This is a genomic window from Thioclava sp. NS-SX20, from assembly GCF_057380695.1.
This window is the reverse complement of record NZ_CM170816.1, coordinates 2325011-2337259: the sequence shown is the minus strand read 5'-3', so window position 1 is coordinate 2337259 and position 12249 is coordinate 2325011. Positions and strand designations below refer to the sequence as shown.

General features: G+C 63.3%; 12 protein-coding genes and 1 pseudogene. 2 read left to right on the top strand and 11 right to left on the bottom strand.

Annotation, left to right across the window (positions count from 1 at the left end):
* Positions 1-38: 38 nt before the first annotated feature.
* Positions 39-1115: an NAD(P)/FAD-dependent oxidoreductase gene (locus AC2ISB_RS11480; protein WP_486575103.1), complete on the top strand. Its 1077-nt coding sequence runs from the start codon at positions 39-41 to the stop codon at positions 1113-1115.
* Between the two features lie 203 nt (positions 1116-1318).
* On the opposite strand, the gene AC2ISB_RS11475 is transcribed toward AC2ISB_RS11480, so the two are convergent.
* From AC2ISB_RS11475 to AC2ISB_RS11435, 9 genes and pseudogenes are all read right to left on the bottom strand, one after another.
* A complete protein-coding gene (locus AC2ISB_RS11475; protein ID WP_339108337.1) occupies positions 1319-1756 on the bottom strand; it encodes a molybdenum cofactor biosynthesis protein MoaE in 438 nt (145 codons plus the stop codon).
* A 1-nt stretch (position 1757) separates the two neighbouring features.
* A complete protein-coding gene (gene moaD / locus AC2ISB_RS11470; protein ID WP_406735980.1) occupies positions 1758-2009 on the bottom strand; it encodes a molybdopterin converting factor subunit 1 in 252 nt (83 codons plus the stop codon).
* Positions 2006-2629 carry a CDP-diacylglycerol--glycerol-3-phosphate 3-phosphatidyltransferase gene (pgsA, locus tag AC2ISB_RS11465; protein ID WP_339108335.1) on the bottom strand — a complete coding sequence of 208 codons (624 nt, stop codon included), beginning with the start codon at positions 2627-2629 and terminating at the stop codon, positions 2006-2008. The genes moaD and pgsA overlap by 4 nt, the downstream gene beginning before the upstream one ends.
* 41 nt (positions 2630-2670) lie before the next feature.
* Positions 2671-3693, bottom strand: a complete 1023-nt coding sequence (locus tag AC2ISB_RS11460) for a lysine-2,3-aminomutase-like protein (RefSeq protein WP_486576797.1) — start codon at positions 3691-3693, stop codon at positions 2671-2673.
* 32 nt (positions 3694-3725) lie between these two features.
* A complete protein-coding gene (gene uvrC / locus AC2ISB_RS11455; RefSeq protein ID WP_486575100.1) occupies positions 3726-5633 on the bottom strand; it encodes an excinuclease ABC subunit UvrC in 1908 nt (635 codons plus the stop codon).
* 299 nt (positions 5634-5932) lie between these two features.
* Positions 5933-6718: pseudogene (locus AC2ISB_RS11450) on the bottom strand (SDR family oxidoreductase); the annotation flags it as partial.
* A gap of 30 nt (positions 6719-6748) precedes the next feature.
* Positions 6749-7708, bottom strand: a complete 960-nt coding sequence (locus tag AC2ISB_RS11445; RefSeq protein WP_406721354.1) for a calcium/sodium antiporter — start codon at positions 7706-7708, stop codon at positions 6749-6751.
* A 9-nt stretch (positions 7709-7717) separates the two neighbouring features.
* Positions 7718-7918, bottom strand: a complete 201-nt coding sequence (locus tag AC2ISB_RS11440; RefSeq protein WP_486575098.1) for a hypothetical protein — start codon at positions 7916-7918, stop codon at positions 7718-7720.
* Between the two features lies 1 nt (position 7919).
* Positions 7920-8759, bottom strand: a complete 840-nt coding sequence (locus AC2ISB_RS11435) for a S49 family peptidase (protein ID WP_486575096.1) — start codon at positions 8757-8759, stop codon at positions 7920-7922.
* A gap of 137 nt (positions 8760-8896) precedes the next feature.
* On the opposite strand from AC2ISB_RS11435, the gene fdhD reads away from it, so the two are divergent.
* Positions 8897-9661 carry a formate dehydrogenase accessory sulfurtransferase FdhD gene (fdhD, locus tag AC2ISB_RS11430; RefSeq protein WP_486575094.1) on the top strand — a complete coding sequence of 255 codons (765 nt, stop codon included), beginning with the start codon at positions 8897-8899 and terminating at the stop codon, positions 9659-9661.
* Positions 9662-9813: 152 nt separating this feature from the next.
* Here the strand turns inward: fdhD and AC2ISB_RS11425 are convergent, their stop codons facing one another.
* Together AC2ISB_RS11425 and AC2ISB_RS11420 are read right to left on the bottom strand one after the other, a co-directional pair.
* Positions 9814-10128 (bottom strand): hypothetical protein, encoded by a 315-nt coding sequence (locus tag AC2ISB_RS11425; RefSeq protein ID WP_339108329.1) that lies wholly within the window; start codon positions 10126-10128, stop codon positions 9814-9816.
* A 29-nt stretch (positions 10129-10157) separates the two neighbouring features.
* Positions 10158-12185, bottom strand: coding sequence for an OmpA family protein (locus AC2ISB_RS11420; RefSeq protein WP_339108328.1), 2028 nt, complete (start codon positions 12183-12185; stop codon positions 10158-10160).
* Positions 12186-12249: the final 64 nt, after the last annotated feature.

The following is a 12249-nucleotide window of genomic DNA, read 5'->3' as shown; positions in this document are numbered from 1 at the left end:
GTGGCGCCCGAGGGCGACAATGCAGAAAGGCGAAGGCAATGACAAGCGGGCTTAGGATCAATCGGGTCGGGGCTCTGGGCGATCAGGTCACCGTGCGCGGCGCGGGCGTCTTCGGCCTTGCCTGTGCCTTCGAGATGGCGCGACGCGGTGCCTCTGTGCGGGTCATCGACATCAAGGGGATCGGGGCAGGGGCCTCGGGCGGTACGGTCGGGGCTTTGGCCCCCCATGTGCCCGAGAACTGGAACCCCAAAAAGCAGTTCCAGCTGGAAAGCCTGCTGATGGCCGCAGATTTCTGGGCCGATGTGGCGCGGATCGGCGGCGGGGATGCAGGCTATGGCCGGATCGGTCGGGTGCAGCCGCTGCAGGATGCGGCACAGATCGCCCGCGCCCAAACGCGCGGCGAGAACGCGAAAACCCTTTGGCAGGGCCAAGCCGTCTGGGAGGTGGTCCCCGCGCGCAGGTTCGGGCCGCTCGGGTTCCACAGTCCCAGCGGCTATGTCGTGCAAGACACGCTCAGCGCCCGCGCCTGCCCGCGGGCTGCAGGCGATGCCCTGGCCCGCGCGATCCGTGCCTTGGGCGGCGAGATCCTTATCGGTGCGGCAGACGAAACGGGTCCGGTGCTGCATGCCACCGGCACGGCGGGCCTGTCGGAACTGGGAGCGGCCTTGGGCAAAAGCCTTGGCGCGGGGATAAAGGGACAGGCGGCGGTCTTTGCCTTCGACGCCGGAGATATGCCGCAGATCTATGCCGAGAGCCTGCATATCATTCCGCATTCCAATGGCACTGTGGCCATCGGCTCGACCTCCGAACGAGACTATTCCGACCCCGAAAGCACGGATGCGCAACTTGAGACGCTGATCGAGAAAACACGCCGCATCTGTCCGGAACTTGCCGCTGCTCCGGTCATCGACCGCTGGGCCGGATTGCGTCCTCGCGCCAAAAGCCGTGCGCCGATGCTTGGCCCATGGCCGGATAGGGCTGGGCATTTCATTGCAAATGGCGGTTTCAAGATTGGTTTCGGTATGGCCCCCAAGGTCGCGCAGGTCATGGCGGATATGATTTTGGAAGGTCGGGCGGATATTCCGCAGGGCTTTCACGTGGAAGACAGTTTCTAGCGCAAGGCAAAGGGGCTTTGCCCCTCTTCGACTGCGTCGAATTCACCCCAGGATATTTAGGGCAGCTGGAATGAGTGTCGCTTTCCAGCTGCAAAAAATATCCCGGGGGAGGCGGGCCTTGGCCCGACGGGGGCGGAGCCCCCTGCGATTGTGGAAAAAGGTAGTCGCTATGGAAGAGGCTTTGCGGGTGAGGTCACAGTGCCTTACCAGCGGGATAACGCGTCTTCGTCATTTTGCTTGGCGGAAACCCATTTGCTATGGTCGGAAAAATGCTCTTTTTTCCAGAAGGGAGCGCGGGATTTGAGAAAATCCATCAAATACTCCGCTGCCTCGAAAGCCGCCTTGCGGTGGGGGCTGGCGGTTGCGACCATCATGATGGGCTCGCCGGGCGCAAGACGCCCTACGCGGTGGATGATTGTGAGATCGGTCAGGTGCCAACGGCGCTGTGCCGTTTCGGCGATCTGGGCCAAGGCGCGTTCGGTCATGCCCGGATAATGTTCCAGTTCAAGCGCCTCGAGCGTGCCGGTGTCATCGCGCACGCGGCCTGTAAAGCTGACCACGGCCCCCGTCAGGCTATCCTGTCCGAAGGTTTCAAGTTCGGCGGCCAGATCGAAAGGGGTGTCCTGCACGATCAGCCGCATATCAGCCGCCCGTCATCGGTGGAAAAAACGCCACTTCGCGGCTATGGCCCAGAGGCGTGTCGAAATCCGCCAGTTCCTGATCGATGGCGACCCTTAGGGCGGCAAGATCAGCAAAGGCCGCCGCGTAATGATCATTGCGGTTGCGCAGTTCCGCCACCAGTTCGGCAGGCGTCTGGGCGTCGCTCTCGATGATATCGCGAGGATGACCTATCCGCTCGCGCACCCAAGCGAAATAGACCAGCTCGCGTTTCATTTCGGGCCTCGCAGGTAGGGCAGCGCCTTGCGGAAGTAATCCCAGCCGGTGATCGCGGTGAGAACCGCCGCGATCCAGATCAGTGCGATCCCCGCATGGGTGGCCAGATCGGCAGGCGTCAGGCCGGTGGGCAGGTCGCCTTCGCCCACGCGCGGCGGGCGTCCGGTTTCGACATAGGTCAGTCCCGTACCAAGGAAGAGGATGGCAATCGCCACCATCTGTGCCGTGGTCTTCCATTTGGCCAGTTTCGTCACCTTCAGCTTGCCCGAATCCGTGCCGAGAAATTCGCGCAGGCCCGCCACAAAGGTTTCGCGGAACAGGATCACCGTCACCGGCAGGATGAGCCACGGGTTCATCCCCGAATAGCCGGTCAGGATCACCAATGCGATCACCACCATCGCCTTATCGGCAATCGGGTCCAGCATTGCGCCGAATTTGCTTTCCTGTTTCCATGCGCGGGCAAGGTAGCCGTCGAACCAATCGGTGACAGCGGCGATGATAAACAGCGCGAGTGCGAAGAAATCAGCCATAGGGCGGCTGAAATACAGAAACATTACCGCCACGCCGGGGGCAGCAACGAGCCTCAATACAGTGAGGATATTGGGTAGGGTCCACGTCATGGGGGCAAGTTAACCGCGTCAATCTGAAAGGGGAAGGGGCTTCACCTTTTGGGGTCAAGATAGTCGTGAATTCTGCCTTGCCAATCGGTGACTTTCCAATGGCCTGTCGATTGTTGCGCAAAATACTCGGCAGAGATAGGCACCTTGCCGTGACCACCGGGGATATCCAGCACATAGGTCGGCAGGCAATGCCCCGAAATCCGCCCGCGCAGCGCGCGCATCAGGGCGCGGCCTTCGTCGATTGTCGTGCGGAAATGCGAGGTGCCGCGGGCCAGATCGCAGTGATGCAGGTAATAGGGTTTCACCCGCAGGGCCGAAAGCGTGGTGAAAAGCTCTGCCAGCGCCTCTGCGCTATCATTCACCCCGCGTAGGAGAACCGATTGCGAGATCACGGGGATGCCCGCATCCACCAGCCGCGCAAGGGCCGTGCGGGCGTTTGGGGTCAGCTCGGCTGCGTGGTTGGTATGGAGCACCATCCAGGGCGCCAAGCGCAGATCTGCGATCAGCCGGGTCAGCTCGGGGGTGATGCGTTCGGGCGCCACCACAGGCACGCGGGTATGAAAGCGCACCATGGCCAGATGCGGGAGGACATCGAGGCGGGTCAGCACGTCACGCAAGCGGCGCGGCGATAGGGTCAGCGGGTCGCCCCCTGTTAGCACCACTTCGCGGATGGCTTGGGTGGCGGCGATATACTCCAGCGCCGCGTCCAGATCTGGCGCGGGCAGAGGGCCGGTTTCGCCCACGGTCTCGCGGCGGAAACAGAAGCGGCAGTAGACATCGCAGGTCTTGGTAATGTGCAGGATCACGCGGTCGGGGTAGCGATGGGTCAGCCCTTTTACCGGCGAATGGGCGTCATCGCCAATCGGATCGGCCAGCTCCTCGGGGAGGGTGGTGAGTTCGGCCGCGCTGGGGACAAATTGCGCGGTGATGGGCCCCGCGCCAATCTGCATCTCGGGGGTGATGCGGATGCGGAACTCCTGCGCCACCCGCGTCAGCAGGGCGGGGTCTTCGGTGCTTAGTCCGGCGGTTACCAGATCATCGGGGGTGGTCAGCGCATGGGTCATGGGCTGCGCGCTACGCCGCGGCGGCCAATCGGTCAACCCTTCTCGTTGAAGAAGTTATAGACGGTTTCGGCGGTGGCCTCGGAAATGCCCGGCACCTCCATCAGATCGGTGAGCCCCGCGCGGCTGACCGCCTTGGCCGAGCCGAAATGCGTCAGCAGAGCGCGCTTGCGGGTCGCCCCGATGCCGGGGATCTCGTCGAGCGGATTGGCAAGCGTCGCCTTGGCGCGTTTGGCGCGGTGGGTGCCGATGGCCCAGCGGTGGGCCTCGTCGCGCAGGCGCTGGATGTAATAAAGCACCGGATCCTGCCGCGGCAGCGCCATCACGGGGCGGCCCGTGCGGTAGAATTCTTCCTTGCCCTGATCGCGGTCGATGCCCTTGGCGACGCCCACCATCGGCACATCGGCCACGCCCAGATCATCCATGATCTCCTGCACCGCCGAGACCTGCCCCGCGCCGCCGTCGATCAGAAGAAGGTCGGGCCAAGCATCGGTCTTGCGCTCGGGGTCTTCTTTCAGCAGGCGCTGGAAGCGGCGGGTCAGCACCTCTTTCATCATGCCGAAGTCATCGCCCGGCGTGACCTCATTATCCTTGATGTTATATTTGCGGTACTGGCTTTTCAGAAAGCCCTCGGGCCCCGCAACAATCATCCCGCCTACCGCATGGGCGCCCTGGATATGGGAGTTGTCATAGACCTCGATCCGTTCTGGCGCTTTCGGCAGACCGAAGGCCTCGGCCACGCCTTTCAGGAGCTTCGCCTGAGCCTGACTTTCCGACATCTTCCGCCCCAAGCTCTCGCGGGCATTGCGATGGGCGTTTTCCACCAGCTCGGCTTTCTCGCCGCGCTTGGGGATAAGGATCTCGACCTTACGCTCGGCCTTTTGGCTAAGCGCCTCGACCATCAGGTCCTCATCCTCGATCGGATGCGAGAGCAGGATCAGACGGGGCGGCAGGCGGTTGTCGTAGAATTGCGCCAGAAAGGCCTCCAGCACTTCGGCCTCATCGGCGCCGGAGCCGGTCTTGGGGTAGAAATCGTGGTTGCCCCAGCTTTGATTGGCGCGGATGAAGAAGACCTGCACGCAGGCCTGACCGCCCTCCATATGCAGCGCGACCACATCCGCCTCGGCCACGCCGCGCGGGTTGATACCCTGAGACTGCTGCACATTGGTCAGCGCCTTGATCCGGTCGCGCAGGGCTGCGGCGCGTTCGAATTCCATCGCCTCGGAGGCGGCCTGCATCTGCTCGGCCAACTCGCGCTGGATCGAGGTCGTCTTGCCCTCAAGGAAGCGCTTCGCATCCTCGACAAGCTGGGCGTAATCGGCCTCGGAGATCTTGCCGACACAGGGCGCGGCACAGCGCTTGATCTGATATTGCAGGCAGGGCCGCGTGCGCCCCGAGAACTGGCTGTCGGAACAGTTGCGCAGCAAAAACACCCGTTCCAGATGGTTCAGCGTGCGGTTCACCGCCCCTGCCGAGGCGAAGGGGCCGAAGTAATAGCCCTTCTGTTTTCGCGCGCCGCGATGTTTGGTGATCATCGGAAACGGGTGGTCCGTGGGGATCAGGATGTTGGGAAAGCTTTTATCGTCGCGCAAAAGTACGTTGTAGCGCGGCTTGAGCTGTTTGATGAGGTTCTGTTCCAGCAAAAGCGCCTCGGTCTCGGTGCGCGTGGTCAAAAACATCATATAGCGCGTTTCCGAGATCATCCGCGCGATCCGCGCCGAATGGCCGGAAGGACGCGCGTAATTCGACACCCGCGCCTTCAGGTTGCGCGCCTTGCCGACATAAAGCACCTCGTTCTGGGCGTTCAGCATCCGATACACGCCGGGGGAGGAATCCAGACGTTTCACATAGTCAGCGATCAGATCATGACCGCGCAACGGGGTAGGCTGTGCATTGTCGTCCAAGATGACCTCGTTCCGGTTGCCGGAGGTGGAGTTAATCATTCCCCCCAGTTTTGTTAACCATCCGATTCTGTTGATCTCTTTCTCTCCCTTTCGGGAAAAGCAAGATGGAAGAGTTTCCACGACTCTTGGGGATAACTATGTGAGTAAGCGCGGGGAAAGGGCATTTTAGCCTTGTAACACTGGCATGTCATCACTTTGCCCATTTTTTGTGCAAAAAACCAGAGCTTTGATTCCAAAGACTAATTTATTTTTCCTTTGTAACATTTTGAAAACGTTAGCTCTTTGGTAACCTCTGTTCCACAGGGTTGAGGCATGTCTTAACGGCACATCTCCGGCGCTTATTCTGTTCCCAATATGTCCGGCGTCTGCCAGCCCAGATGCTGGCCACCATCGGTGCAGATCAACTGCCCTGTCACCGATTTCGCCTCCATCAGATAGGTCAATGCGGCGCAGATATCCTCCGGGTCCGAGCCGCGTTCGAGAATGGTGGACTGGCGCTGAGTGGTGAAATGCTCGAGCGTCTGCCGCCCGCCCTGCAGCGTTGGCCCCGGTCCGATGGCATTCACGCGGATATCGGGCGCAAGCCCCATTGCCGCCGTCCGCGTCAGCGCCCAAAGCCCCATCTTGGCCAGCGTATAGGTGGAGAATTCCGGCGTCAGCTTGCGCACGCGCTGGTCGATCATATTGACCACCATCGCCTGTGCGCGCGGCTCGCCTGCGCTGCGATCGGCTTTAGGGGCCTGTTCGGCAAAGGCCTGCGTCAGCACATAGGGCGCGCGCAGGTTCGATTCCATATGGCGGTCCCAACTGCGGCGGGTGGCAGTATGGATATTGTCATATTCGAACACGGAGGCATTGTTGATTAGCAGATCGATCGGCGCGCCCAATGCCTCGGCTGCGGCGGGCAGAAGCGGGGTCACCTGCGCTTCCTCCAGCAGATCGGCCTGCAAGATCACAGCGCGCGCACCATAGGCACGGCAGGCCGCCGCCGTGTCTTCGGCTTCGGCCTGTGACCCGTGGTAATGGATGGCGATATTGCAGCCGCGCTGGGCCAGGGTCAGCGCCATGGCGCGCCCCAGCCGTTTCGCGCCGCCGGTGATCAGGGCATTCTGCATCATAGTCTCCTCCTCGCGGGCCGTTCGGGATGCGCCGGCTCAGGCCGCCACAATCGCCCAGATATAGGCGATATAGGCCAGCGTGAAGGCAAGGCCCGTGACGCGTCCCATCGGTTGCCTGAGCAGAATAAATGGCCCCAGAACCAGCGCCGCTGCAAGCATAACCCAGAGGTCGATCCGCAACATTTCCGGTGGCACGGGCATTTGGCCGAAGAGCCCCGCGATGCCCAGAATGAAGAGCAGGTTGAAAATATTCGAGCCGATCACATTGCCCAGGGCCACATCGGCCCGTCCGCGCAGCGCCGCCGAGACCGAGGTGGCCAGCTCGGGCAGGGAGGTGCCCACCGCCACCAGTGTCAGGCCGATCACCGCATCCGAAATACCGATGGCGCTGGCGATATCCGACGCGCCGGTGACCAGAAGATTGGCCCCGACGGGCAGACCGACGAGCCCCAGCAGCAGATAAAGGGCAATCGCGCGGGCATGGAGACCGTCTTCGGCCCCTTCCACGTCCTCGCGGCTGTCATGGCTGTCATGGCGGGCATGGCGGTGCTGCAAGGCCTGACGGATCTGCCGCGTCAGGATCGCGGCCATCGCCAGCAGCAGCACGATGGCCTTTGCCCATGTGATCGGTCCGCTCAGGGCCAGCACGATGAACAGCACGGTGCCTGCGAGCATCATCAGATAGCTCTCGCGGGTGTCATGGGTGTTGGTGCGGATCACCGAGATCAGCGCGGGAAGGCCCAGCACCAGCAGGATATTGGCGGTGTTCGAGCCGATGACATTGCCAAGCGCGATGGCGGGGGAGTGGTCCAGAACCGCTGTCACCGAGACCAGAAGCTCGGGGGCCGATGTGCCGAAGGCCACAACGGTCAGGCTGACGACAAGGGCCGGAATGCCCAGCCGGAGCGACAGGTTGACCGCCCCCTTGACCAGCCAGTCGCCAGCGACCACCAGCAGGACCAGCCCCGCAACAACCATCGCGATATCAATCAGCACAAGGGCACCTCAGCCTTTCCGTTTTCCATGACCACAGGGGCAGGACCCCGATCCGATTTGCGGGCGACCGCAGCGCGGGCAGCGTTTGGCCCCCGACCGCTTTTGTCCCGGCCGCTTTGTTCCGGAAAGCCCCTTGGGCAGGCGGAGCTTGCCGAACATGGCCAGCACCGCCATACCTGCCAGAAACAGGGCCATCAGCTTCAGCAGCATGTCACAGCCCGTATCGCGCACGCAGGCTGCGCTCTTCGGCCTCGGCCAGCGCCACCTGCATGGCTTCCTGCGCGATCTCGCCGCCAAAGGCCGCACCGAAACGCCGGAACAGCGGCTTTTTCTGCGCGAAGGGCATCAGGCGCACTTTCTCGCCATACAGCTCTTTGAGTTTGGGCACGACATGGGCAATCCCGTCAATCAGGCCGGTTTCTTCGCTCAGGGCCTGACGTCCGGTCCAGATATCGCCCGTGAACAGGTCGCGCGTGGTGGTCAGGCGCGTGCCGCGGCGGTGGCGGACGTAGTCTTTGAAGCTGTCATGCATATCGTCCAGCAGGCGTTTGAGCCGCGCGATATCCTCGGGTTTCTCGGCGCGGAACGGGTCCATGAAGCTTTTCGACCCCCCTGCCGTGTGTACGCGGCGTTCTACCCCGTGTTTGTGGATGAACTGGTCGAAGCCGAAGCCCGAGGAAATGACCCCGATAGACCCCACCACAGAGGTCGGGTCGGTCCAGATGTCATCGGCGGCGCAGGCCAGCCAGTATCCGCCCGAGGCGGCGACATCCTCGACAAAAGCATGGACGGGGGTGCCGGTCTCGTCGGCCAGCCGCCGGATCCGCGCGGCGATCAGGGCGCTTTGCACCGGAGAACCGCCGGGGGAATTGATGACCAGCGCCACGGCGGTGGGTTTGGCCTTGCGGAACGCGCGTTCGATCAGAGGCCCTAATGCGGCATCCGAAAGACCGGCAGAACCGGGGCGGGAGATGCCGATCGCTCCTTGCAGGCGGATCAGCGCGACGCGCGGCTCTTTGCGCCGCAGGGGGAGAAGGGCTTTGAAATCCATGTCCGGCATGTAAGTCCTTGGTCATGCCCCTACAAGCAAGGCGGGGTGCTTTTCGTGAAGTTTTCACGGAAATGATGCGCCTATCCAAGGCCTGAGGGTTTTGGCATAAGGGGCGGGTGCGGTGCGGGAGGCCAATGATGATGCAAGCGGTCCGGCGGGTCGGTCTGATGCAGGGCGTAAGCGAGCCCCTGATCGAAGAGGTGCCGGTGGCGCTTGTCTATGACGGGGTCACGCAGGCGGTCATGATGGCCACCCCCGTGGATCTGGAGGATTTCCTGCGCGGCTTTGCCCTGACCGAGGGCATCGTGCCGGCCACGGAGGCGCTGTCCGATATCGAAATCCTGTCGCGCCCGCGCGGTCTCGAGGTGCGGGCATGGCTGCCTGCCGCCGCCAGCGGCGCGTTTCGTGACCGCCGGCGCGCGATGGCCGGGCCTGTGGGCTGCGGGCTTTGCGGCATCGACAGCCTGTCGCAGGCGCTGCGCGAGGTGCCAAACCGTCCGCTCCGGCCCGTGATGACGCTGCAGGCTGCGGCCAAGGCGCTGGATGTGCTGCGCGAGGGGCAGGTCTTGCAGGATGAAACCCGCGCCTGTCATGCGGCGGGGCTGTGGAAGGCGGGCGCGCTTGTCCTGCTGCGCGAGGATGTCGGGCGGCATAACGCCGTTGATAAGCTGGTCGGGGCGGCACTGGCTGCGGGTCATGCGCCCGAGGGCTGCGCCATTGTCATGACCTCACGGATTTCGGTCGATCTGGTGCAGAAAGCGGCGATGTTCGGGGCGGCGGCGCTGGTCTCGCCCTCGGCGCCTACGGGGCTGGCGGTCGAGGAGGCCCGTCGGGCGGGGGTGCAGCTTATCGCGCGGGCGCGCCATGCGCCGGAAGGTCGCGCCGATTATACCGCCCTCTGATCGCTTGGAAACACACGCCCGCCAGATCTGGCCGTGCCTGGTCTCGGGGTCGCGATGGTGCCCGCCTTCTGCGTCCCGTCTGCCGTAGCGTGAGGCTTCGTAAGGGAGCATAGGGGGCGCAAGGCGGGCAGCAGAGTGCCCGCCGGTCGGTTCTAGCTGTCCAGCTTGGCGCGCAGTTCCTCGGCCTCGCGGCGGGCGTCGCGCAGCCCCTCCATTGCCGCGCGCAGCTCGGCTTCGGACTGATGTAGCTGGTTTGTCAGTTCGGCCTCGCGATGTTCGATGTAGGCCAGCGCACGGTCGCGCGTGTCCTCGGCCTCATGCAGCGCATGGGCCATCTGTTCCAGCTCGCCCATATCCGCTTTGCTTACACGGGTCAGGCGGTGCAGAAGCCAGCAGGCAAACCACCCCAGGCAGAAAGCCAGAAACAGGATGATGGCGGTCGCAAAGACGAATTCGGTTCTGTTCATGTGATATGTTCCCGCAGGCTCTTGCCCAGTCAGTTCTTTGAAGTCTTGAGGTCGGCCGGACGCAATTTGGGTTTGCCCGGGGATTTCGCCGCCGGAGCGACAGGGATCGTGATCTGCGGATCCTGAGCCGCATCGCTGGAGGTGTCGGCGGTGCCGCCCACCTGATCGGCCTGTGCCTCACCCTTGCTGGCCTCCTCGACAATCGGCGTGGTGGCGCTGGCCGTGGCTTCGGGCAGCGGCTCGCCGGTTTCCAGAGGCTGCTCATCCAGCAGGACGAACTCGATGCGGCGGTTGGCTTCGCGTCCGGCTTCGGTGCCGTTATCGGCAATCGGCTGGGTCTCGCCATAGCCTTTCGCCGTGAGATTGCGCACCGGGACCCCGCGCGCGGCCAAGGCTTCCAGCACGGCATTCGCACGGTCGCGCGACAGGGCCATGTTCATTTCGTCGCGGCCCTGACTGTCGGTATGGCCGTCGATTTCCAGCTTGTAATCCTCGCAGTTATGATAGGCCTTGGCGAGCGCTTCCACAGGGGTTTCGCCTGCCGCATCGATTTTGGCCGAACCCGGCTCGAAGGTGATCTTCTGCGCCGACAGCACATTGTTGAGCCGCGTCACGCATTCCTGCCCCGAGGGCAGGCCCAGCACCGGATCAAGACGCCGGTCATAGCGCACCGACAGATCGATCCGTGCCGCTTCCCCCAGCCGCTTGGACAGCAGCCGCGAAATCTCGTCGCTGGCCTGTGCATTGCCCGAAATCCCCGACACCCGCAGGATATCAGGCCGCACGGTGATCTGCCCGCTATTGAGCTGGTCCAGCGCGGCAAGCCCCGCCATCATCCGCACGCCCCAATCTGCGGGCAGGCTGTCATCGACGCGGGTCGCCCCCGACACATCCTTCGAGCCGAATTGCGCACGGGCATAGTTCTCGACCATGTCGCGCTGCATCGCATTGGTCACCCGTCCGCGCAGCACCACCTTGCCCGAGGCATCGCGTGCGGCCGAAAACTGGGCAATCTGGGCCTGCACCTGTTTGGGCTGTTCATGGATCGAATGCAGCGAGAACACGTCGGGCAGGTTGGTTTCCAGATCGGCCACCGCCTGATCGAAGGCATCGTTGCCGACGCTTGCAGGGACATCCAGCGCGATATCGGTATCGGAATAGGTAATGGTGCCCGCGCCCATCTGACCAATGGCGGCAATCCCCATCGCGGCGGCATCGGCCCATTCGGTCGAGGGCACGCCCATGCCCACGGTGCAGCCCAGATCGCCTTCGGCCCCCGCTTTGCGCGCGGCGGCAAGGATTGTGGTTTTGGCGCGGTCGGTATCGGCCGAGCAGGCATCGAAACGGGCCCCCTCGTCATCCTTGATGAAGCGCAGTGTGAACGGGGTGATCACCGGACGCGGGGCCGAGATGTTATAGCTTAGATCCAGCCCGTCGGGTTTGCGACGGTTCAGCGCGGTTTCGATGTCGGATTTCTCGCGCTTGGAGGCGGTGATGGCGGTCACCGAGACCTTGCCGGCCTCGACCGAGATCTTCGAATGCGGCAGGGTGCGCAGCGTCTCGACGGCGAAGTTATAGGCGGTGTTCCAGCCCTTCGGCACGGGGTAATCGGCCACATCCAGCATATCGACCACCTCGCCGCCCTGCGTGAACGAGGCCACGGTGGACATCAGGGCCTTGCGGTCGGTGGTGCTGGGCACCAGCCCGATCAGCGAGACGCCATCATCATTGCGCAGGATTTCAAGCGAGAAATCCGGCGCGGTCAGGTCTTCGGTCTGCACCACATCGGTATTGTCGCGGATGCGCGAGGCTTCCACGACGGAGCTGATCACGGTCATGGTGCGCAGGCGCTCGGCTTCCGAAGGGGCGGTGCCGCTGACCAGAACCTGCAACCCGTCGGTGTCGATTTTCGCCCAGCCATGCCCCGAGGTCTCGAGGGCGATACGGATATCGGACTTGGTGCGTTTCTCGATCACTGTGGCCGAGCCGCCCGCAACAAGGGCCGAACAGAGGAGTGCGGCGCCAAAGGCGGTGGCGGTCAGGATCTTGCTTCGCATGCGGTCAGCTCTCCGAGGTCAGAAAAGGGATGCCGGTTCCTTACGGTGTGGGCGGGGTTCTCGC

Bases quoted from the DNA above. Each gene is read 5' to 3' on its own strand.
- AC2ISB_RS11480 (WP_486575103.1), top strand. From the start codon at position 39: ATGACAAGCGGGCTTAGGATCAATCGGGTCGGGGCTCTGGGCGATCAG.
- AC2ISB_RS11475 (WP_339108337.1), bottom strand. From the start codon at position 1,756: ATGCGGCTGATCGTGCAGGACACCCCTTTCGATCTGGCCGCCGAACTT.
- moaD (WP_406735980.1), bottom strand. From the start codon at position 2,009: ATGAAACGCGAGCTGGTCTATTTCGCTTGGGTGCGCGAGCGGATAGGT.
- pgsA (WP_339108335.1), bottom strand. From the start codon at position 2,629: ATGACGTGGACCCTACCCAATATCCTCACTGTATTGAGGCTCGTTGCT.
- AC2ISB_RS11460 (WP_486576797.1), bottom strand. From the start codon at position 3,693: ATGACCCATGCGCTGACCACCCCCGATGATCTGGTAACCGCCGGACTA.
- uvrC (WP_486575100.1), bottom strand. From the start codon at position 5,633: ATGATTAACTCCACCTCCGGCAACCGGAACGAGGTCATCTTGGACGAC.
- AC2ISB_RS11440 (WP_486575098.1), bottom strand. From the start codon at position 7,918: ATGCTGCTGAAGCTGATGGCCCTGTTTCTGGCAGGTATGGCGGTGCTG.
- AC2ISB_RS11435 (WP_486575096.1), bottom strand. From the start codon at position 8,759: ATGGATTTCAAAGCCCTTCTCCCCCTGCGGCGCAAAGAGCCGCGCGTC.
- fdhD (WP_486575094.1), top strand. From the start codon at position 8,897: ATGATGCAAGCGGTCCGGCGGGTCGGTCTGATGCAGGGCGTAAGCGAG.
- AC2ISB_RS11425 (WP_339108329.1), bottom strand. From the start codon at position 10,128: ATGAACAGAACCGAATTCGTCTTTGCGACCGCCATCATCCTGTTTCTG.
- AC2ISB_RS11420 (WP_339108328.1), bottom strand. From the start codon at position 12,185: ATGCGAAGCAAGATCCTGACCGCCACCGCCTTTGGCGCCGCACTCCTC.